This window comes from Halobacteriovorax sp. DA5, from assembly GCF_002903145.1.
GTDB lineage: Bacteria > Bdellovibrionota > Bacteriovoracia > Bacteriovoracales > Bacteriovoracaceae > Halobacteriovorax_A.
In genome coordinates, this window is record NZ_PPDJ01000009.1 from 206,622 (window position 1) to 228,311 (window position 21,690).

Annotated in this window: 19 protein-coding genes; 14 read left to right on the plus strand and 5 right to left on the minus strand. The window is 35.6% G+C overall.

Features of this window, described 5'->3' with window-relative positions:
* Positions 1 to 2 precede the first annotated feature (2 nt).
* The 8 genes from C0Z22_RS13555 to C0Z22_RS13590 all read left to right on the plus strand — a co-directional run bounded on the left by C0Z22_RS13555 (position 3) and on the right by C0Z22_RS13590 (position 8,913).
* Positions 3 to 1,139 (plus strand): hypothetical protein, encoded by a 1,137-nt coding sequence (locus tag C0Z22_RS13555; RefSeq protein ID WP_103218909.1) that lies wholly within the window; start codon positions 3 to 5, stop codon positions 1,137 to 1,139.
* A 153-nt stretch (positions 1,140 to 1,292) separates the two neighbouring features.
* Complete coding sequence (locus C0Z22_RS13560; protein WP_103218910.1) at positions 1,293 to 2,474, plus strand: hypothetical protein; 1,182 nt, start codon at positions 1,293 to 1,295, stop codon at positions 2,472 to 2,474.
* Positions 2,475 to 2,657: 183 nt separating this feature from the next.
* Positions 2,658 to 3,608 (plus strand): porin, encoded by a 951-nt coding sequence (locus tag C0Z22_RS13565; protein WP_368667190.1) that lies wholly within the window; start codon positions 2,658 to 2,660, stop codon positions 3,606 to 3,608.
* A 161-nt stretch (positions 3,609 to 3,769) separates the two neighbouring features.
* Positions 3,770 to 4,732: a hypothetical protein gene (locus tag C0Z22_RS13570; protein ID WP_103218912.1), complete on the plus strand. Its 963-nt coding sequence runs from the start codon at positions 3,770 to 3,772 to the stop codon at positions 4,730 to 4,732.
* A 102-nt stretch (positions 4,733 to 4,834) separates the two neighbouring features.
* On the plus strand, positions 4,835 to 5,830 hold the full coding sequence (locus C0Z22_RS13575) for a hypothetical protein (protein WP_103218913.1): 996 nt from the start codon (positions 4,835 to 4,837) through the stop codon (positions 5,828 to 5,830).
* Positions 5,831 to 5,891: 61 nt separating this feature from the next.
* Positions 5,892 to 6,872 (plus strand): hypothetical protein, encoded by a 981-nt coding sequence (locus C0Z22_RS13580; protein ID WP_103218914.1) that lies wholly within the window; start codon positions 5,892 to 5,894, stop codon positions 6,870 to 6,872.
* Between the two features lie 110 nt (positions 6,873 to 6,982).
* Entirely contained in the window at positions 6,983 to 7,858 is an 876-nt protein-coding gene (locus C0Z22_RS16145; protein WP_103218915.1) for a hypothetical protein, read from the plus strand.
* Positions 7,859 to 7,926: 68 nt separating this feature from the next.
* On the plus strand, positions 7,927 to 8,913 hold the full coding sequence (locus C0Z22_RS13590) for a hypothetical protein (protein ID WP_103218916.1): 987 nt from the start codon (positions 7,927 to 7,929) through the stop codon (positions 8,911 to 8,913).
* Here C0Z22_RS13590 and C0Z22_RS13595 read toward each other — a convergent pair.
* Together C0Z22_RS13595 and C0Z22_RS13600 are read right to left on the minus strand one after the other, a co-directional pair.
* Positions 8,910 to 9,386, minus strand: coding sequence for a tRNA (cytidine(34)-2'-O)-methyltransferase (locus C0Z22_RS13595; protein WP_233189732.1), 477 nt, complete (start codon positions 9,384 to 9,386; stop codon positions 8,910 to 8,912). The two genes, C0Z22_RS13590 and C0Z22_RS13595, sit on opposite strands and share 4 nt — an antisense overlap.
* A 12-nt stretch (positions 9,387 to 9,398) precedes the next feature.
* Entirely contained in the window at positions 9,399 to 10,907 is a 1,509-nt protein-coding gene (locus tag C0Z22_RS13600; protein WP_103218917.1) for a leucyl aminopeptidase, read from the minus strand.
* A gap of 101 nt (positions 10,908 to 11,008) precedes the next feature.
* Here C0Z22_RS13600 and C0Z22_RS13605 point away from each other — a divergent pair, with 101 nt between their 5' ends.
* Positions 11,009 to 12,190 (plus strand): LptF/LptG family permease, encoded by a 1,182-nt coding sequence (locus tag C0Z22_RS13605; RefSeq protein WP_103218918.1) that lies wholly within the window; start codon positions 11,009 to 11,011, stop codon positions 12,188 to 12,190.
* Here C0Z22_RS13605 and C0Z22_RS13610 read toward each other — a convergent pair.
* The 3 genes from C0Z22_RS13610 to C0Z22_RS13620 form a co-directional block, all read right to left on the minus strand.
* Positions 12,187 to 13,308 (minus strand): RodZ family helix-turn-helix domain-containing protein, encoded by a 1,122-nt coding sequence (locus tag C0Z22_RS13610; protein ID WP_103218919.1) that lies wholly within the window; start codon positions 13,306 to 13,308, stop codon positions 12,187 to 12,189. The genes C0Z22_RS13605 and C0Z22_RS13610 overlap by 4 nt on opposite strands.
* 16 nt (positions 13,309 to 13,324) lie before the next feature.
* Positions 13,325 to 14,128, minus strand: coding sequence for a lipopolysaccharide assembly protein LapB (locus C0Z22_RS13615; protein WP_158246932.1), 804 nt, complete (start codon positions 14,126 to 14,128; stop codon positions 13,325 to 13,327).
* A gap of 97 nt (positions 14,129 to 14,225) precedes the next feature.
* Positions 14,226 to 15,374, minus strand: a complete 1,149-nt coding sequence (locus tag C0Z22_RS13620; RefSeq protein ID WP_103218921.1) for a class I SAM-dependent RNA methyltransferase — start codon at positions 15,372 to 15,374, stop codon at positions 14,226 to 14,228.
* Between the two features lie 65 nt (positions 15,375 to 15,439).
* Between C0Z22_RS13620 and C0Z22_RS13625 the strand changes: the two genes are divergently transcribed.
* From C0Z22_RS13625 to C0Z22_RS13645, 5 genes are all read left to right on the plus strand, one after another.
* Positions 15,440 to 17,170 (plus strand): TrkH family potassium uptake protein, encoded by a 1,731-nt coding sequence (locus C0Z22_RS13625; RefSeq protein WP_158246933.1) that lies wholly within the window; start codon positions 15,440 to 15,442, stop codon positions 17,168 to 17,170.
* Positions 17,171 to 17,190: 20 nt separating this feature from the next.
* Complete coding sequence (locus tag C0Z22_RS13630; protein ID WP_021266154.1) at positions 17,191 to 17,886, plus strand: TrkA family potassium uptake protein; 696 nt, start codon at positions 17,191 to 17,193, stop codon at positions 17,884 to 17,886.
* A gap of 30 nt (positions 17,887 to 17,916) precedes the next feature.
* Positions 17,917 to 19,149: a HAMP domain-containing protein gene (locus tag C0Z22_RS13635; protein ID WP_103218923.1), complete on the plus strand. Its 1,233-nt coding sequence runs from the start codon at positions 17,917 to 17,919 to the stop codon at positions 19,147 to 19,149.
* An 89-nt stretch (positions 19,150 to 19,238) separates the two neighbouring features.
* Complete coding sequence (lepA, locus tag C0Z22_RS13640) at positions 19,239 to 21,062, plus strand: translation elongation factor 4 (RefSeq protein ID WP_146037906.1); 1,824 nt, start codon at positions 19,239 to 19,241, stop codon at positions 21,060 to 21,062.
* A gap of 2 nt (positions 21,063 to 21,064) precedes the next feature.
* The gene (locus tag C0Z22_RS13645; RefSeq protein ID WP_103218924.1) at positions 21,065 to 21,685 is read left to right on the plus strand and encodes a hypothetical protein; all 621 of its coding nucleotides are present in this window, start codon (positions 21,065 to 21,067) and stop codon (positions 21,683 to 21,685) included.
* Positions 21,686 to 21,690 lie beyond the last annotated feature (5 nt).

Sequence of the window (21,690 nt, forward strand, 5' to 3'; positions counted from 1 at the left end):
CTATGGCCTATAGCGATATTCTTAAACTTAAAAAAGTTGAAGTAAAACAAGAAGAGAAGACATTCATTAAAAATTTGATTGTTGGAAGTGATATCTTTGCAATTGATCTATTCGATCATTTAAATAATTTAGATGCAACAAGTGTAAAGCTTCTTTCTGAAGAAGAAGTAACTGAAGATAACTTCAAGCTAATGGGACCGTCACTAATTCGCGGTGAAGGAAATATTTCAATCTTAAAAGATCTAGGACTTGTTGAAGAGACACCAATCAATAGTTCATGCTTTTACAAAGATTCTAAATTTCACCCGTTTGGATCTCGTACAAAGCCAATGCCACTACTGTGGGGGGAAGAGAGTTATATTGATAATCATATTCAATTATCGCCATCGCAACTTCTTCCATCGCTTAGTAAAGAAGGACTTCTAGAGAGAATTAAAACTAATAGTTTTAATCTTAGAATTAAAGAAATCTATCGTACAACTCCAGAAGAATTAATTGATCAAGCATTTTGGAAAGTATGCCTAACAAATGGTCTAATTATTGAATGTGAAAATTTATATTGGGGAGAGTCTCCTGCTAAGTTTTTAGAGCTCTTTCAAGATAAGAAGACACTTTCAAGTGAGTTCATTGAATTTTGTGAAAGTACATCGACACCATGTTCTCTTTATGTTCACTTAGACTTAAAAGAGAAAATTACAAAAGATGAAGAGTCGCAAACTTATTTCTTTCCATTATCTTTTACGCACGATTGGGGACACTTTATCGGTGAGATTTGTGAATCTGAAAGTGAAGGATATGCTCAAACGGCCAAATTTGTTACTTTTGTCGATAAAGAAGAGAGCACGGAGGAAGATATTTCTAAAAAAATCAATCTTCTGAAGAAAAACCTGGCCAAGAATTTTGACGCTTTTAATGAGAATGAGTCAAAGGAGCGTGTGGTTTTAAGAGACTATTCTTATTGTCCGGATATTGACGATTCTTCAATAGAGGATGGAACTCTAAACGAAGATCACCTTATTTTCTTTAGTTTTAACGCTCCTTTGAAGCAGGCGGCGACAAAGAATGATACATTCGTAGATTCCTGGATGTCGTCAAAGTTTCTCGCAAGAGGAATCGCTGTCCAAGCAAAAATAAAATAAAAAATACTTATATCAGCCCTGGGATTGCGAATTCTTTAGCAATTTCAGGGTGTTGACATTCATCCCATCTCCTTCGAAAATTTAAGAACTAACATTTTTTAATAAGAGTTTACTTTTTGAACTCATGGAATTTACTCACTCAAGGAGAGGAATATGAAAAAGGTATTTTTAGGTGCCGCTACTTTAGCTCTTTTAAGCACAAGTGCTTATGCTACAAAAGCAAGACTTCTTGCTCTTGGTGATGAAGTTGAAGACAACTACTACACAATGGATGATCGTTATATCTTCACTAACGCTTCATTTGTAAACAACTATGGAGATATGGTTGTACTTGAGTATGGTGCAGAAGGAATTGGTTCTGGATCAGCAACTCTAGATACTGATGGTGACCCAAAAGCAATGGGTGGATTCTTTAAGAAAATGGGGAACTTCACTTATGGTCTTTACCTAGGTAACGAATCAAATATTTCGACATCTCTTAGAATTCTTGCGTCAGCTCCAGCTGCTGGAACAAACTACTTAGCTTCATCAGATAATCAACTAGAACTTTTCATTGGTGGAAAAGCTGGTGTTAACTGGGGGGCAGCTTTTGTTTATGCTTCTTCAGACAGAGACGTTACATCAATTGATGGGACAACAAATAATAAAATGGAAGACGAAGCAATGGCCGTTAAGCTTGGTGTTAACAAAGACAACTGGGATGCATACGCAAACGTTTCTCTAATGTCTGAGTCTAAGAACCTTCTATCAGGTAATAAGTTTGATGGAACTCTTGGTGTTCAAGTTGGTGGTTCTTACACAATCAATAAAGACACTAAATTCTACGGTTCATATAAAACATTTTCTTGGGACCAAGAAAGAGGTTTCGGTGCTGAAGATGGTGAACTTTCTCGTTTAGATCTTGGTGCAGGTAAAGAATACAAAGTTGAAGGTGGAATGGTTTTCGTAAGAACTGCATTCCAAGTAATCAATGTAGAACTTAACGCAGTTCCTGGTAAAGCAAAGCTAGAAACAATGAATCTTCCAGTTATTATTGGTGCTGAAACTAAAGCAACTGATTGGTTAACTCTAAGAGGTTCTGTTTCTCAATCTGTTTACTCAAATGCAAAATCTACTGACCTTGCAAATGCAACAGGTGGACCAACTAATATTTTAGCATCAGCTGTTGTTGCTAACTACAATGGTTCTTACACAAATGGTGATGCTTCTTTTGAAAACACTACAAGAGTTGCTGTAGGTGCTACTTTAACTTATAAAACTGTTGATATTGATGTTTACACTGGTACAAATGGTGAAGACACTGATTCAAGAGTTGCAATGAAGTACAACTTCTAATTATTTTAAAATTTTTGATTGTATACAGAAGGCCGTGGAAGTGTAACCACGGCCTTTCTTAAAAAAAAGTAAAAAAAAATTGCACAGAAAAACAAAAAGGGTATAATTTAGTAAATTATTTTTTTAAATCGAACTAGAACGCTAGTTTAAATAAAACAAAACAAGGAGTAAGTTTTGAAAAAAATGACAGGTATTATCGCAATGGCAGTACTTTCTTCTGCAGCATTTGCAAACACAATCGTTCCAGAAACTTCACGTGATGGAAAAACTAAGAACTCTTCAGTTATCGCTACAACTGGTGAAATGAGAACTTTCGTAGCTGGTGAGTATAACTCAAAAACTACAGAAGCTGATACTGCTGGTGCACAAGAAGTTGATACAACTAACATGAATGTTTACGGTGCATGGTCAAACAAAATGATCTCTGTAGAAGCAGACATCAACATGGGTGAAGATGCAGATACAGATAACGATTCTTACGGTGTACAAGCTGCATACAGAATCAATAAGCAATTTGCTGTTGGTCTTGGTTACACAATGATGGGTGAAGATACAACTCCAGAAACTGATATGTCTAAACTTGAAATTGCTGGTTCATACAATATGAATGACCTAGTAATTGGTGCTTCATTTGCAATCACTTCTTATGAGCAAGGTACAACTGATGGTTCATTCAACACTCTTACTGTAGGTGTTGGTTCAAACGCAAACAATATGTCATGGGAAGCAGGTCTTACTTACGATATGGAAGAAGATACTGACCTAGACGTTGGATCAAAAATTGGTCTATTCGCTGGTATGACTAAAGTTGTTAACAACATCGAACTTGATGGTGATCTTTCATACAAGACTGGTGATGTAACTTCAGCTGGTGGTGACTATACTGCTCTAGGTTTCAACTTTGATGCAGAATTCCTAGTAGGGAAAATGTTCTACATCACTCCAGGTCTTAACTACTCAAGCGAAGACGTAGCTGGTACTGAAACTAACCAACTAGACCTATCTGCTGACTTTGGTTACAGAGCTAACAAAATCGATGCTACTTTTGGTATTGACTATGCTGTTATGGCTGAGTCAAACAACGTTGATTTCGATTCAATGGCTTGGAAAGTTAACGTAGCTTACAACTTCTAATTTTAATTTTAAAATTTAGAATATACGTGAAGGGAGACTTAGGTCTCCCTTTCTTATTTCTAACTAACTCATTCAAGCCATCATTTTTTTAAATTAAATTAAGTTTTTATTTTTTTCATCTTAGTTGAAAATTTGCATATACAACTTTAATGGAGGAATAAATGAAGAATATCTTTATGGCCGCAACTCTAGTTGGGCTTACAACGACAGCGTTTGCGAATACGATAGTTCCCGAAACGTCACGTGACGGTAAAACAAAAAATAATTCAACAATTGCAGTAACACAAGAGATGAGAACTTTTGTTGCGGCTGAGTATAACTCTTCAAATTTAGAACCAGATAGTGGTGGTGATATTGATACCACTAACTTTGATTTTTACGGTGCTTGGTCAAATAAGATGATGTCAATCGAGGCAGATCTAAATTTTGGAAATGTTGATACTGGTGCTACTGATACTGATAGTAATACATATGATATTAAAGCAGGCTTCAGGTTATCAGATCAATTTGCTCTTGGTATCGGCTATCAGATGGTTGATACAGATCCTGATAGTGAAGATACAGTTATTGAGATAGCTGCTTCATTTAATATGAATGATCTAATTATTGGTGGGTCTTTTAGTCTTGTGGATGAAGATAATGGAACTGTAGATGGTTCTCATAATCGTATCATCTTAGGTGTTGGTTCAAATAAAGATAATATGTCATGGGAAGCGGGACTTCAGTTTGATCTTGAAGAGAAAGATGATGCTATTAAGTCTCCTAGTCGTACAAAAATCTTTGCGGGAATGACTACGGTATTAGATAGCACAGAGCTTGATGGTGATATTGATTATACAACTGGAGATTTCACAACAGCTGGTGGTGACTACTCTATGTTTCATTTAAATTTTGATGCTGAATTTATGCTACATAAGATGTTCTTCATTGCTCCAGGTATTGAATATACACTTATTGATAATGATGGAACAGACACAAAGCAACTCGATCTTTCTGCAGACTTTAGATATCGTATGAACGGAATTGATGCGACATTCGGTGTCGATTATGCAGTTATTGGCGAAGCTGGATCTGTCGATTACGATGAAATGGCGTGGAAGGTTAATGTAGCCTATTTATTTTAAAAACTGATATTAATCAAATATTTGTCATAAAAAGGGAGATTTTCATCTCCCTTTTCTCTTTGTATAATCTAATAAAATATTCATACGCCCTAGGAGTTCGAGTTGAAGTCGAAAAATATCTTATGTCTAAGTGTACTTTCACTTATTAGTACCAATGTAACTGCAAATTTTATTCTTCCTGAAATTTCACGTGATGGTAAAACTTTAAACACGTCTGTTATTGCATCATCGCAAGAAAAGAGAAATTTTGCGGCGGCTAAGTATGAATACTTAAGCGTAGAAAGTGATACGAATCCAGTCGTTGAAATTAAACAAACTGTTCCAGGTGTTTTTGGTGGATTTTCTTCAAATGGATTCAATGGACAGTTAACTGTTGATATACCTACTTTTGATATTGAAGGTTCTAAAAATCATGCGACCAACTTCTCATTTCTCGGTGGATACCAAGTAAATAAGAAGCTAACTTTAGGGCTTGGTTACACAAAGTCTGAATTAAATATTTCAACAGATGAAAGTATTATTTCTGCCGGTGGAAGTCTTAAAGTTAATGACAAGGTTTTAGGTGGTTCTGTTGAATATGTTGAAAATAAAACTTCTGCCACAAAAGGTGGATTCTTCGTTCTAAGTGCAGGCTTTGGTCAACAAGATTCTAAAAATAGTGTCGAAGCAGGTGTGCAACTAAAGACTGAAGGCTCTGATGATTTAACGACTGGTAAGAGATTCACTCTTTTTAGTGGTATGACAAAAGTAGTAAATGGAATTGAAATTGATGGTAGCTTTACATATGAATTTGGAAACTACTTAAAAGATGAAGATAATTCATCAGATGGAAATAACTTTAATGCTCTATACTTCGAATTTGATGCTGAATTCTTATTAGGATCAAGCTTCTATATTACTCCGGGAATAAATTATTCGGCCGAAAATGCTCCAGGTGTCTCAAGTGACACTTCTGACGTAAGACTTAAAACTGATTTTGGCTATCGTACAAAAAGACTAGATGCAACAATAGGTGCAAGCTATATTTTTGTTGGTGAAGAAAATGATATCGACTACGATGGCCTTGGTTGGTCACTAAACGTAGGATATTTGTTTTAATTAATTTATTTTAAAGTATAATAAATCTTAATATTTATTTTATTGCTTCAAGGAGGAAGATTTGAAGAAGTTTATTAGTGCAGTTGCTCTAGCAGCACTTTCGACATCAGCATACGCTAACGTATTAATGCCAGAAATTTCACGCGATGGTAAAACAAAAAACACATCAGTACTTGCTGTTTCTCAAGATAAAAGAAGCTATATCGCTGGTGAATATACTTCTCAGTCCCTTGAAACTGATACGACACCTTCAGTTGATCTAGATATTACTTTTACAAATTTATTTGGTGCAGTTTCAACTGATACATTTTCATTTGAAGGTTCTTATTCAAAAAATAAAATGGAAACGATGGGTGCAGAACAAGATCTTGCAGAACTTAATCTATTAATGGGATTTAGAACTGGTGGAAACCTAACTCTTGGTTTAGGGCTATCTGTAGATGAATTGACTGAAACTATTGATGATACTGTTCTTGAAGCAGGTGGAACTATGGTTGTTAATGGAACTACCCTAGGTGCTTCACTTGCTCATCATATGATTGATACTCCTACAACTGAAGGAGATTATACTGTTCTTACTCTTGCTTTTGGTAAACAAGATAAATCTGTTTCTTGGGAAACGGGAATTCAATATACAACTAAAGGTAACGATGCTGTACTTGCAGATACTCGCCTAGGAGTTTTTGGTAACGGTACAATGATTGTTAATGATGTTGAATTAGATGGATCACTATCTTATGAATATGGTGATTACTTACAAAATCGTGCAACAGACAACGATTATTCTCAACTTGAAATCTCTCTTGATGCAGAATTCTTAGTTGGTCCAACTTTCTATATCACACCAGGTGTTTATCACTTGAGTACTACGTTACCTAAAGCCGCTGACTCTGATTCATCAATTCTTAGCGTAAAGTCTGATTTCGGTTATAGAGCTGATGGTCTTGATACTACTTTTGGACTAAGCTACTCAACAGGTGAGTTAGAAGGTATTGATGCTGATGGTATAGGATTTAACTTAAACGTTGGTTACAAGTTCTAAGATTTATTTATAAATTTTATATGTGGACGGGGAGGCTTTGGCCTCCCTTTTTTTATTTTAATTTTCTCCTATAATTCTTTTTTTAAGTTATTAAAATTAAAGGAGTAATTTTGAAAAAAACACTAAGTACAATTTTATTATCATCACTAACTTTATCAGCAGCTGCTAATACAATAGTTCCTGAAACTTCACGTGATGGAAAAACTCTTAATAATTCTGCAATCGCAGTTTCGACTCAACAGAGAACATTTGCAGGAGCGATGATCGAAGATACTGAAGACACTTCAGGATTAGCAGCATTTGGTGCTTATTCATTTAAAAACTATTCAGCAGAAGGTGTTGTTGATTTTGGTGATGGTTATAATTCAATCAATGCTAAGGGTGGAATGAAGGTCTCAGATGACTTGGCCATTGGACTTAGAATTGATTTTAATAGTTTTGATTCTGATGCAAAAGACATGGCCATTGAGTTTGCAGCTTCTACTAAGTGGAAAGAGTTTATTGTTGGTGGATCTGTTACATATAATTCTCAGGACTTGGTATTTGTAGATGGAAGTTATCTTTCTGCGACTGCCGGTATTGGGCAAGTGAATAAGAAAATGACTTGGGAAGCGGGAATGACTTATGCGCTTTCATCAGATGATCTAGGTCGAGATGATAGATTAAATCTTTTTGGTGGTTTAACAATGATCGTTGACCAAATCGAATACGATGCTGATATTTCTGTTTCATCAACTGACGGACTAAATATTTTCTCTGACAATATAATCTCTCTAACTGGTGATGCTGAAATTTTAGTACAAGATCGATACTACGTAACTCCAGGTGTTATGTGGGATATCGTGGATTACGATTTTGAATTCGATAACTTAGCAGTTTCAGGTGATTTTGGTTATCGTAAGGATAAAATTGACGCAACTGTAGGTGCTGACTTCTTCTTAGGTGGAGATCTGAACTTAAAAGTAAACGCTGTTTATTTCTTTTAAATATCAGGGAGGTTTTGACCTCCCTTTTTATATCCTCTAGAATAAAATCAAATTATTTAAGAGGGATTATGAAAAGACAAATTTTTGCACTATCACTACTATTAACATCAACAGCATTTGCAAATCGAGTTATGCCTGAGATCTCTAAAGATGGTAAAACGAGACATAGCTCTTCAATGGCCGTAGCAAATGATCGTAGACAATTTTTTAACACACAATTCGAAGGCGGAAGTGCAGAGATTCAGGATATCGATACTCTTGATAGTTCAGACTTTGATATTAATGGTGCTTTTGGGAACCGTGTATTTTCAGCAGAGTTTTCATATAATGACAATGTTGGATTTGCACAGACTCAGCCAATTATCACAGAGGTTGGCCACAATAGAGAAGCTGTTCTTCTTATGGGATTTAGACCTGTTGATTTAGTTTCTTTTGGTTTTGGATATAGAAATATTGAAAGAGACCTTCAAAATAAAAATATCAATACATTCGAAGTTGAAGCTTCAACTATGTTTAATATTAATCGTGCAAGCTTTGGTGGAGCCTATAAACACGTAAAGCCAAATTCAAAAAAGCATGGTTACTACACTGATCTAACACTTGCTGGTGGCTATCTTGATGAAGTTCTATCTGCTGAAGCTGGTCTTAGTATTAAAACAAAAAGCCAAGAGCTTAATCGTGGAACAAGAAAAGAATTTTTTATTGGTGGAACAAGAAAACATAGTAATTTAGAGTTTGATACTGATTTTGAATATGAGTCAGGAGATAATGGATACGCTTCAGGTGATTATAAGAGAATGAAGTTTAACTTTGATCTTGAAGTTCTTTATACAAAATATCTCTATGTTACTCCAGGTATTGAATATCGAAAACTTGATATTAATAACTCATCATCTGAACAAATCTATACTTCTGTGGATTTTGGATATCGTGAAGCGGGGATGGATATAACTCTAGCTTTTGACTATCTTGCTGATGGTAGTCTTGAGATTGCTAATCAAGATATTAAGCTAGATCAATATCGAATTACACTTGGTATGGGGTATCAATTTTAATATTGAATAACTCTTAATGCTTCGTAGGCCACAGTCGTGGCCACGTTTGAGAGATTTAACGATCTCACATGCTCTGAAAACATTGGAAGACAAAATAAACGATTAGGGTAGCTATCAAAGATATGCTTTGGTAGCCCTTTTGTCTCTGAACCAAAGACAAGATAGCAGCCTTTAGTGTAGTTTCGTCCATAGAAATGATTTTCTATGGCCGTCTTTGTATAGAAGAAAAGATTTTCTTCATCTGGCTTTTCATTTTCTATGAATTCTTCCCAGTTTTCGTATTCTGCAACTTCAACATATTTCCAATAATCAAGTCCCGCGCGTCTGACGGCCTTCTCTGAAAGATCAAATCCGTAAGGCTTAATAAGGACTAGTCTTGCACCAAGAGCGATACAAGTACGCCCTATACTCCCGGTATTTCCGGGAATATCTGGCGCATATAGAACAATGTTAAAAATTGCGTTACTACTCACTAGGATGACTTCTTAGTTTTGCTTTAAGAACTCTACAAGAGATCTAATCACAGTTCCTGAAGCACCTTTTGGTGGACAGTATGGTAGGTGAGATTGAGAGTCACCAACACCTGCGATATCAAGGTGTGCCCAAGCAATATCATTTTTGATGAATTCTTGTAGGAAAGCAGCAGCTTTAGCTGTACCACCAAAAGAAGAACCACCGATATTTTTAAGGTCAGAGATTGTACCTTTCATGTCTTTTGTCCACTCAGGGATAATTGGAAGTTCCCACATATACTCATCCGCTGATTCAGCAGCTTTAAGAAGGTTTGCAGAAAGCTTTTTGTCATTTGACATAAGACCACAAACTTCAGTTCCAAGAGCAACTAGACAAGCACCAGTAAGAGTTGCAGCGTCGATGATTGCATCTGGTTTTAGATCACAAGCATAGTCTAGACAGTCAGCAAGAACTAAACGTCCTTCAGCATCAGTGTTTAGGATTTCAACTGTTTTACCATTTCTAGCTTTTACAATTGAGTCTGGCATCGTTGCATCAGCGTTTACTGCGTTATCAGTCATACCTAGGATACAAGTGATTTTTACTGGAAGTTTCATTTTAGCAGCAGCTCTAAATGCAGCATAAACAGTTGCAGAACCTGCCATATCAAACTTCATATTCATCATTGATCCACCTGGCTTAAGTGAATATCCACCAGTATCAAAAACTAAACCCTTTCCTACGAAAGCGATGTGCTTCATGTTCTTAGTAGCTTTTGTTGGAGTATAAGTAAGGTGAACAAGTTGAGCATCGTATGCAGAACCGTTGTTAACAGATAGGAAAAGATCCATTTTTTCTTTCTTAAGCTCTTTCTTTCCAAGGATCTTACACTTTACACCTGCGATACCTTCAACATCTTTTTTAACACGCTTTGCGTATTCAGTTGAACGTAGAACGTTTGGTGGCTCGTTAACAAAGTCACGTGCAACATTGATCGACTCAGTTACAAATTGTGAATCTTTGATAACTTTATCAAAGTCTTTCTTCTTTGCAGCTTTTTCAGCAGTATCAATGATTACTTCTTTAAGAGCAGCTGGCTTTGATTCTGAAAGATACTTATCAAATTTATAAGCAGACATTTCAAAAGCTTCAACTAGAACTGCTAATGACTCTTCTTTTTTCGTTTTAAAAGTAAACGTATCAAAAGCTACAGCAACTTTCTTATACTTAGAAACAAGTTTATAAGTTTTCGCTAACTCTTTTCTAATGTCTTCAGTTGTAACTTTAGTTTTGTCACCAAGTCCAACAACTAATACGTCGCTACCATAGTGGTTGAAAGCATAAGTAGTACCTTTTGTACCATTGTAATCAACTGAGCTATTCATTGATTCAAAAGTAGCTTTAAGCTCTTTTGGCCAACCTGTAAGAGCTACAGTTTCTACTTCTTTTTTACCTTTTTTTGTTTTTGTTGAATAAGCACCAATTACATAACAATCAGCACTTGAATTTTCTTTAGAATTTAAATTCAAAGTGAATTTCATATTTGCTCCTTAAAAGGGGGTTTCAAAGTGATTTAAGAGGGTATAAACTAGCAGTAACTATACAAAAAGACAAAGTATGACAACAGTCGCTAAGGGTTTTCATGGACGCAGTCAAAAAGATCAAAGATTTAATCCCAACTAAGATATTTCAAAGATACCTTGCGTCAAACTTTATTGTCCCTTTTGCGATGAGTCTTACTTTCTTTGTTGCCTTCCTCTTAACGACACAACTGTTCAAATTCATGAGGCTTGTGACAAAAAAAGGTGTAGGAATTTTTCAATTTTTAGAAATTCTTGGCCATATCTCTATTAGTTTCATCCCAATGGCGACTCCGTTATCGATTCTTTTTGCAATGATCTATACACTAAATAAATTAAGTGAAGACTCAGAAATTGTTGCATTGAGGGCCATGGGAATTAATAAGCACAGAATTTTTTCTCCTTATTTTATTATCTCAATTCTTATTGCTGTCTCTGTCGTTTCTTTAAATACGAATATGATTCCTACTTCAAAGAAAATATTTAGGAATACTTTTAAGCAACTTGGATCAAAGGGAATTCTGACAGATATTAAAAAAGAGCAATTTTTTACAGAGATTCCTGGGGTAATTCTTTTTGCTGAAGATGTGAAGGATGATGGAAAGATATTAGAAAATGTTTTTTTGAGAATCTCTTCTAAAGATGGTGTTGATAAAGTAATTATGGCCAAACAAGGAGTCTTGAATAAGCCAAAGTCCGATGGAGACTCAAGTGGTTTAAATATTAGATTTGATTTTTTCAATGGAAGTATTATTTCTATTGATAAAGAAGGCCATGAAGTAGAGAAAATTCTATTTGAAACGTATGAATATCCAATAGTAACAGGTCAGAGTTTTTCGAGTGTTAACAAGGCAAGTATGATGTCATCTAACGAGCTGAGAAGACATATTAGAAAGCTAAAGGGCCAATTAAAAAATACTAAGACGAAGAAGATAAAGGATAAGCTAGAAGATGATATAAGAAAGGGAAATATTGAGTATTGGGAACGTTTTACGATACCTATTCAATGTATTGTTTTTGCTCTTTTAGGCTTTGTCTTTGGTGTAAAAAAGGGGAGAGGTGCAACTCGTAATACTAGTGCATTAGCTCTTTTGGTAACGATTGTTTATTACACCCTTTATTTCTCTGGTGTATCTGTTGCTAAGAAAAGTAATTTACCAATCCCATTAGTCCTGTTCTTACCAGCGGTAGTCACAGGAGCTATTGGAATTAGTTATTATAAAAAATTAGATTGGAATTCTTAGTTTTGAGAATTTTCTTTTTGTTCTAAATATTCTTTAGATGTTTGAACACCACCGTTTTTATCAAAAATAAACAGTGGTAACTTGTAATCTTTTGCAATTTCAACAGGGAAAACTAAGCTTTTGACCCCTGAGCGAGAATTCATACCTAGTAGTTCACCATTATAAAATACGTTTAGAGCATCAATATTTCCTAGGCGCAGTAGAATCTTATCACCCTTAATTAGAAGATACCTTCCTTCTTTAAGCGTGAACTTTTTGATTGGATCTTCATCACTTTGATAAACAATCCAAGAATCACCAGTCATAGCTTTTAGAAAAATATTTTGTTTTCCATCTTCAAATGCAGCTCTGATATTTGCTGGAATAATCTCATTCTTCTCATCTTCTGAGATATCCTTGAATGCAAAGAGTGGAGAAGGAAGGTTGTAGAAATTAAGCTCTTTTTCTTCTTTTTCTTCTACCTTTTTTTCTTCTGGCTTTTCTTCTTTTTTAGTTTCAACGATAACTTCAGGTTTTGTCTCTTCTACTACTTGCTCAGTAGCATCTTCACTTGTTGCTTCTTGTGAAGTTGTTTCTGTCTCTTCAACGCTTTCTTCTTGTAGCGGAGTGTTCTCATCTAACACTTGTGCTTCGACAACGACTTCTTTAGTTTCTTCACCAGTATCTACTTCTCTGGATTTATCAAGATTAATAAAAATAAAAATACCAATAGAGAAGGCCGCAACAACACCTAGTAATTTATATTTTAGAGAGTCCGAAATTTGAACTTCCTTTTTAACAAGATCCTGCTTCTTCTCTACGTTTGCTTGAGGGAAGTCTGTTGCTTCAAGCGGTTGTGTCTGTTCACTTGCAGCTTCGCCATAAAGCTCTTCAAGCTTTCTTGTTGCTTCTTCGACATCGATGTCATAAGTTTTTGCCAGTGTCTTAACGAAACCTCTTACGTAAGCGATGTTAGGTAGTCGCTCGACGTCGTCCGCTTCAAGTGCCGAAAGGTTTGTTAGGTTGATTCTAGTATGTCTGCTTACTGCTTCGATACTTAGATCTTTCTTATCTCTGGCCTTTTGGAGATATTTTCCTAGAGATAGGTTTTGGGCTTCTTTTGCAACTTCCTGTTCCATTATTACGCCTTTTTAATTATAAATTATCAGTTTCAAATTTGTTTGAGTAATAAACATTCTTCATTAGATTATTCTTGATTACTAAGCTTCTTTTCGCATAATCAGTTCTTGGGAACTGCTCAATAATTTCGTTGTAAAGAGGTAGTGCCTTCTTAGCTTCACCAAGAGAACGATAAATTTCTGCAAGTTCAAACTTTGGTGCAATCTCTTTCTTACATTCACCTGTTGTTGCAATATTTAAGTTCTTGATGGCCTCTTTGATATTTCCATCTTTCTTATAGATTAGGGCCAATTGATAAGGAGCAGGACAATAGTCTAGTGTGTAGCCAGTAACTTCTTGAAGGTACTTAACTGCTGCATCTTTGTTTCCTCTCTTAAGTTCTATAAGAGATAGGTTGTACTTAACTCGATAGTTGTAGCGATAAATAAGGTCTTTTAAAACAATTTTGTAGTGCTCTTCTGCTTTATTGTAATCACCTTCTTTGAAATAAATTGAAGCAAGGTTATTTCTAGCGTCTGAGTTTTTATTATCTATTTTAATCGACTGATTAAAGTAGAACTTTGCTTTTTCTGGTCTATTTTTAAAGTAGTATGCAAGACCAAGATTGTTTAAAGTTTTTGTATCATTAGGATTTAATTGATTCGCATTCTCTAAAGCTTCAAGTGCTTGAGAGTAATCCTTATCGATCATTTTTTGAGTACCATATGTATAGAAGAGCTCTGCCTTCTTTAACTGTTCTGCTTTCTGATTCGAAGAACATGAAGTCGTCATGATTCCAATTAATGTTGCAAATAGAAAAGTAACTGTAGTTCGTTTCATCATTTCACCAAAAACGTTAGATTAAAAAGAGAATATACTCTTTAATTGTAATGGCTTTCAGTGCCCATTACAATGTTAATCTAAGAACTTACAATCGTTACCTATGCGCAAAGAAGATAACTGATTCAAAGTGTCGGGTACCAGGAAAAAAGTCGAACATGTGCGACTCTTCAATACGATATTCTGATTGAATTTTATGGGTATCTCTGGCCAGAGTTTGGTTATTACAACTGACATATACGATATGTTTTGGCTTTAGGATTTTAGTGAATTCATCAATATTTTTAAGTCCACTTCGAGGAGGATCAATTACAAGAAGATCAATTTCTGTAATTGCCATTTCCTCTAGCTTCTTTATGGCCGTGTGGTGGTAGATATCTAATTCAATATATTCCTGATGCTCTTTATTTTGTAACTTGATAAATTTAGTCGGAGTTGCATCCATGACAATAGTACGATGTGAGAGTGCTTTTGTAATATTTCCGCTTCCTCCAAATAAATCAACAGTGATAGAGGAGTTACTTGTGACTTTACTCATATATTCATTAACTAGTGTTAATAGGCGTTCATTCATCGGTGGATTTACTTGTAAGAACCCTTCCGCTGAGTAGTAGGAATCAAATGTTTTTAAGATTTTTCCATCTCGTTGAAATAATTCAACATGGCCTTTGCTTTTTTTTGCAACACTTTGCCAGTTTTCATTAAGCACTGCTAATTCACTATTAATGTCATCATTTGCCATTAAACAATTTTTAATTGAAATGATTTTAGAATTTGAATCGTTAAAAAAGCCAAGAGAGTTGTCCTTCTTATTATAATGAAGTTGAATACGATTTCGATATTTATAGCGTTCGTCTGCTTTATGAATAATCAGAGATTCACTTAAGTCGATTTTAAATTGGCGACTAAAGTTGTCGAGATAAGCTTTCTTTTTAAACTCAATCTCATTTTCATAACTAGTATGTAGGAAGTGACAACCTCCACACTCGCTATAGTAAGGACATTCAGAATCAGTACGTAATTGGGACTTCTTAGTTAACTCAGTTAAGCTTGCAAATTGAATACTTTTCTTAGACTTGTATACAAGGGCCTTTCCTTCTTCTCCGGGAAGTGTTTTTTGAATAAAAGCAATTCCATTTGATTTCGATACACCTTGACCAAGAGAGTCGAGGTGTTCGACTTTGAAATCGATTGGGAAAGTTTTTGGAAACTTGATCTCTTTGTTTGGTTTCTTCTTTTTAGTCATAGGAAAATATGTCTCAATCTGCTATAAGTATCAACTTAGCTAAATTAGTAATATTATTAAAGAATATGGCATCATTATTACAAAAATTGTCATTCCTGTTTGAACTTTTTTTCAACGGTAGTTTTATCCTCTTATTCACTCTCTACGATAATAAGAAGATCCCGGCCAGTTGGAATCAAAAGTTTATCGTGAATACCCTAGACTTAATGGTTTGGGTAGTCCCAATTGCCATTGCTTTAACGGTTATTAAGAACATGATTGAAGCAAAAAATGGTGAAGACTTTTTTCGTCGATACTCATTTTCTTTACTCGTATTTATACCGACACTCATTACTTGGGGTGATTTAAAGTTTACCTATTTGCTCGCCAGCGCGCACTTACTCTCGACTATTTTATCTTTATATGATGATGGGGGAGAACCAACAAATCGAGAGTATAAGAATCGTTTTGATACGCTCTTTAGTAAAATCAAATTAACGTCTGCTCAGCTTGTTCTCTTCACCTTTGGTGGGGTTATCATGGCAGGGACTTTATTACTCATGCTTCCTCTCTCTGCTGCAGATGGAGTAAGTATCAGTTTTGTGGATGCCCTCTTTACTGCAACCTCGGCAACTTGTGTTACAGGACTTTCAACACTTGGAACGAATACGAGTTTTAGTGTGGTCGGACAATTGGTCATCTTAGGACTAATTCAAATTGGTGGTCTTTCCATTATGACCCTTTACTCTTCTATGGCCATTGTTCTAGGTCGATCGATGAAGATGAAAGATCGTATTATCATGCAGGACCTTCTCGATGTTTCTTCTCTGGAAGAGCTCTTTGCTATGATTATCAATATTGTTAAATATACTTTTATTATTGAGCTTTGGGGGGCCATTATCTTAACGATTGGTTTCACTTTCGAAGGCTTTGAATTTGGTCAGGCAATGTACTACGGATTCTTCCATAGTGTTTCTGCATTTTGTAATGCTGGTTTTGCTCTATTTGATAACTCTCTTGAAAATTATGCTACTAATCCATTAATTCACGGAACTATTGCAATTCTTATTTCTCTTGGAGGAATTGGTTTCATTGCTCTAAAGGAATTAAAGGAAGTTGTCACTAGAGAGAAGACGATTGTTCGTTTAGGGATGCACACTAAAGTTGTTCTTATAACTTCATTAGCTCTTACTGTTGGTGGTGCAATTTTTATTTTCTTTGGAGAGTTTCTTGGTGCTCTCGATAGCTATAATCTTTGGGAGAAAATTCAGATTTCTGTCTTCCAATCAATTACCCTTAGAACTGCGGGATTCAACACGATTCCTCTGACGAATCTTCATTCGTATACGATTTATATGATGGCCATGTTTATGTTCATCGGTGGTTCACCAGGTTCGACGGCCGGTGGGGTTAAGACGACGACTCTTGCTATTCTTGTTCAGTCTATTATATCAACACTAAAAGGTGATAAAAACGTTATGATGTTTGATCGCAAAATTGCTGGACCTGTTGTTGTTAAGGCAACAGCACTTATGTTCATCTCTATTGTCGTTTCAACATCATTTATTTTTATCATGATGAAAATAGAGCCAAATCAAAACTTCTTACCACTTTTCTTTGAAGTTCTAAGTGCAGGGGGAACAGTTGGGCTCACTCTTGGAGTTACTCCATTTTTAACAGTCGCAGGGAAAGTCGCAATTTCTATTCTGATGCTTATTGGACGTATTGGTCCTTTAACTCTAATCTTAGCAATTGGTGAGAGACAGAAATACTCAGGTAAATTAGACTACCCTGACGGACGAATAATGATTGGTTAAAATTAGATAAAGGATTTTATATGCTAGTTGCTGTTATCGGGCTAGGGACATTTGGTGCAAAAACTGCGGTTGGACTTTTTGAAAAGGGAGCCGAGGTAATTGCTATTGATAAGAATGATGAGCTCGTTGATAAAATTAAAGACCGTACAACACACGCTGTTGCACTAGATGTTACTGATGAAAGATCTCTTCGATCTGTAAATATTTCTGACGTTGATACTGCGGTTGTTGCCATTGGTGACAATATTCAGATGTCGATTATGGCCGTAACAATGCTTCGAAAGCTTGGTGTAGGTCGTGTAATTGCCCGTGCTACTTCAAAACTTCACGAGCACGTTCTTCATGAAATTGGTGCTTCTGAAATTATTAAAGTTGAAGAGGAGATGGGGGAAATCGTCGCTTCTAAGATTATTGCTCCTCACGTTCTTCAGCGTTATAACTTTGCGGCCGGATATTCTATTGTCGAGCTTAAGCTTGGAAAGAAATTTGAAGGAAAGACTCTGGTAGAGAGTAAGATTCGTCAAAACTATTCACTTAATATTGTTGCCCTTCAAAAGAAGGTTCCATATATCACTGAAGACGGTAAGTCTGCTTATCGTATGGAAATTAACGATTGTCCAATGCCGATGGATATTATCGAATCAGATGACATCGTTGTTCTAGTTGGAAGTGAAAAGAATTTTAATAAACTTTTTGCTGATCTTGAGGATGCATAAGTCTTTGACGTCGCATAAAGGGGAATAATTTTGAATTTATCACTAAGAAATCGAGTCGCCTGGAGTTTTTCATTTGCAGCAGCAGTTGTAATTCTTCTAGCGTTCATCGTTTTTTATCATTTAAATAACCTCAATAAAGAAATTGAGTCGATTACTGATCGTTCAAATAAAGTAACTCTTATTACTGACGAGGTTAGGATTTCAGCGGTTGCGATTTTAAAGAATCAAAGAAGGATTCTCACAAAAAAACCAACTCCAGAGATGGTGGAAAGAATTCTAAACCTTTGTGAGTCTTTTACATCACAACTTCAAAGACTTGATACTCACTACGATGAACCAGAGGTTAAAAAGATTATTGGACAAATGCTCTCTTATACCGATTCATTGAAGGTTATTCTAAGTAAAGCTTCTTTATTCCATCGAAATAATATCGGAATGACTTCCATAGGTGAGCTGGCCGATAAAATTCTTGATGCATTCTCTGAGTTTCAAGACATTCAGTATTATCAGAATGTGGAAAGAGAAGAGAAAATTAAAGGAATCATCAACGAAACTAAACGCAAGATGATGATTACTCTAATTATTGCATTTCTTTGGACGATTATTTTAGGTCTAGTTATCCCTGGTAAAATTGCTTTACCATTTAAGAAGATTAAAGATGCTATTCGAGAGCTACAAGATTGTAACTTCGACGTTTCGATCTACTATTCGCAAGATGACGAGATTGGAGAGATTGCTCAAGAGATGAATAAGATGATTCACTCTTTCAAAAAGTTTGAAGAATTACGTGCAGATAAGATTGTTGTAGAGAATAGAAAGTTTGATGTACTTGCCAATATGGTTAAGAGACCTGTTCTTTTAACAAATGCCAAGGGTGAGCTCATGTATATGAATAATCAGATTTACCAACTTCTTCAGGTTCAATCTGAAGATACAATTGGTAAAGTGATGACAGACTCAATTATTCCTCAATGCATCATTGAAACATATGAACTTGCCATTAAGCGTCGTTCTAAGATTGAAAACCAGGAAATCAAAATCGCTAAGCGCGATGACTCAGCTAAATCAGATAAAGAGATTGGAGATAAGATTTCTGTAAAGGTTGATATCGAAGGGGATGAAGCAGGTGAGTCTCATGAAGATATCGAGGAAGTAGTTGAATATATTTACGAAGGCTATGCGTCAGTAATTCCAATTCGTGGACGCGACTCGTCACTAGATTATTACTTAATGGTAATGTCAAAAGAAGTTCAGGCATCTTAAGTATTTAGGTGCCTCAAAACTCTCGAAAATATAGTTATCCCTAGAAATATGTGCTATGATTCGTGGAATTTAGCGGAGTTATAGATACAATGATTGATAGGAAACTAATTCGAAATTTTTCCATTATTGCACATATTGACCACGGGAAATCGACTCTTGCGGATCGTTTAATTGAAAAAACAGGTTCAATTACTGATCGCGAGAAATCTGATCGTATTCTCGATAATATGGAGCTTGAAAAAGAGCGTGGGATTACCATTAAGGCACAAACTGTTCGATTGAACTACAAGGCCCGCGATGGACAGACTTACTACCTAAATATCATCGATACTCCGGGTCACGTTGACTTCTCATATGAAGTTTCAAGATCACTTGCTTCTTGTGATGGTGCTCTTCTTGTTGTTGATGCCTCTCAAGGTGTTGAAGCGCAAACTCTTGCTAACGTTTATATGGCCATGGAAAATGATCTTGAAATCATGCCTGTCCTTAATAAAATTGATCTTCCTCACGCAGATGCAGAACGTGTTAAGCAAGAGATTGAAGATGTTGTTGGTATTGAAGCATTAGATGCTGATGAAGTTTCAGCTAAGTCAGGACTTGGTGTAGAAGACCTACTTGAATCGATTATTGAAAAAATCCCTTGTCCTAAAGGGGACCCAAATAAAGATCTTCAGGGTCTAATTTTTGACTCATGGTTTGACCCGTATCAGGGTGTAATCTTCTTACTCAGAGTGGTTGAAGGTACGATTAATAAGAAAGATATTATCTATCTTAAGAATTCAGATCAAGAATATGAAGTTCTTAAGCTTGCTGTGAACACTCCGTTCTTTACTGAGGTAAAAGAACTCGGTGCCGGTGAAGTTGGGATGGTTATCTGCGGTATTAAAAATATTCGTGACGTAAAGGTTGGGGATACAGTTGTTAATGCTAAGAAGAAAGATACGCCAAGTTTAGGTGGATACGAAGAAGTAAAGCCAATGGTTTTCTGTGGTATCTTCCCTGTTGAATCTCATGATTATGAAGTATTAAAAGATGCTCTAGAAAAACTAGCGCTAAATGATTCTTCATTTACATACGAGCCTGAAACATCTCAGGCACTAGGCTTTGGTTTCCGTTGTGGATTCCTTGGTCTACTTCACATGAATATTATTCAAGAACGTCTTGAGCGTGAATTTAGTTTAAATTTAATTTCAACTGCACCTTCTGTGTCTTATAAAGTTAAGATGAATGACGGTGAGATTGTTGATGTTGAAAACCCTTCAACAATGCCTGAGCCTGGAAAATTTGAAGAAATTACTGAGCCGGTTGTTTCAATCTCAATTCACGTACCAAACGAATTTGTTGGTAAGATTATTCGTCTATGTGAGGAAAAGCGCGGTATTCAGACTGATATGAAATATATTACTGAAGAGCGTGTGCAGGTTACTTATGATCTTCCACTAAGTGAGATGGTTTTTGACTTCTATGATAAGTTAAAAAGTTACACTAAGGGATATGCATCGATGGATTACGAGTTCAAAGGTTATCAAGCCTCAAAACTTGTTAAGGTTGATGTCCTTTTAAATAGTGAGAAAGTTGATGCTCTATCAATTATTTGTCACGTTGATAATGCATACTATAAGGGTCGTGATCTTGTAGGACGATTAAGAAAGATTATTGATCGTCAACAATTTGATATTGCCATTCAGGCTGCAATTGGTGCTAAAATTGTTGCTCGTGAAACTGTAAAGGCACTTCGTAAGAACGTACTTGCTAAGTGTTACGGTGGTGACGTTTCAAGGAAGAGAAAACTACTTGAAAAGCAGAAAGAAGGTAAGAAGAGAATGAAGATGGTTGGATCCGTAGAAGTTCCACAAGAAGCATTCTTGGCCGTTCTTGCTGTTGATGAAGAAAGTAGTGGTGGGAAAAAATAAACATGGAAGAATTGAGAAGTATTTTAGACGATGCTGTAACTAAGTTTTCGTCGAATGAATACTATGACAAATTAAGATCAGCAAAAGAAGAGTATTTTAAGCTTGCTGGGAAATTATCGGAAGAAGATGAGGATTACGAATCTCGTATGAATGGATTCGTTTACTGGTATATCACTCAACGTGACTTCGATGATAATGGGCCACTTATTAAGAAATTTGTTAATGAAATCTCAATTGAAGAAAATCAAAAAGATTCAATGTTAAGTATTAATCATTCTCTTTTTGAATACCGTGGACAAAATCTTTTTAAAAAGCATGTCTTTAAAGACATTCTACATAATACTAAATTCTATATTCCTAAGAATGAGTTTACGTTACAACTAGTAAAAGATGACTTATTCATTGCTCGAACAATTTCTCACGAAGGAAAGACGATGTTATTAGATGATATCTCTGTTCTTCCTTATGATGCGAGAGGGCCGCTTGTTAAGGAATCTAAGAAAGTCAGAAAGCTAAATGATCGTAAAAGAGATATGCAATTTCTTTTAAGGATTGAAGCTTTAAAGACTAAGTGGCGTCAGTACGGCCATATCGATCCGAAAAAGATTTTTGTTTTTAACTAATTTAC

Bases quoted from the DNA above. Each gene is read 5' to 3' on its own strand.
- C0Z22_RS13555 (WP_103218909.1), top strand. From the start codon at position 3: ATGGCCTATAGCGATATTCTTAAACTTAAAAAAGTTGAAGTAAAACAA.
- C0Z22_RS13560 (WP_103218910.1), top strand. From the start codon at position 1,293: ATGAAAAAGGTATTTTTAGGTGCCGCTACTTTAGCTCTTTTAAGCACA.
- C0Z22_RS13565 (WP_368667190.1), top strand. From the start codon at position 2,658: ATGACAGGTATTATCGCAATGGCAGTACTTTCTTCTGCAGCATTTGCA.
- C0Z22_RS13570 (WP_103218912.1), top strand. From the start codon at position 3,770: ATGAAGAATATCTTTATGGCCGCAACTCTAGTTGGGCTTACAACGACA.
- C0Z22_RS13590 (WP_103218916.1), top strand. From the start codon at position 7,927: ATGAAAAGACAAATTTTTGCACTATCACTACTATTAACATCAACAGCA.
- C0Z22_RS13600 (WP_103218917.1), bottom strand. From the start codon at position 10,907: ATGAAATTCACTTTGAATTTAAATTCTAAAGAAAATTCAAGTGCTGAT.
- C0Z22_RS13605 (WP_103218918.1), top strand. From the start codon at position 11,009: ATGGACGCAGTCAAAAAGATCAAAGATTTAATCCCAACTAAGATATTT.
- C0Z22_RS13610 (WP_103218919.1), bottom strand. From the start codon at position 13,308: ATGGAACAGGAAGTTGCAAAAGAAGCCCAAAACCTATCTCTAGGAAAA.
- C0Z22_RS13615 (WP_158246932.1), bottom strand. From the start codon at position 14,128: ATGAAACGAACTACAGTTACTTTTCTATTTGCAACATTAATTGGAATC.
- C0Z22_RS13620 (WP_103218921.1), bottom strand. From the start codon at position 15,374: ATGACTAAAAAGAAGAAACCAAACAAAGAGATCAAGTTTCCAAAAACT.
- C0Z22_RS13625 (WP_158246933.1), top strand. From the start codon at position 15,440: ATGGCATCATTATTACAAAAATTGTCATTCCTGTTTGAACTTTTTTTC.
- C0Z22_RS13630 (WP_021266154.1), top strand. From the start codon at position 17,191: ATGCTAGTTGCTGTTATCGGGCTAGGGACATTTGGTGCAAAAACTGCG.
- lepA (WP_146037906.1), top strand. From the start codon at position 19,239: ATGATTGATAGGAAACTAATTCGAAATTTTTCCATTATTGCACATATT.
- C0Z22_RS13645 (WP_103218924.1), top strand. From the start codon at position 21,065: ATGGAAGAATTGAGAAGTATTTTAGACGATGCTGTAACTAAGTTTTCG.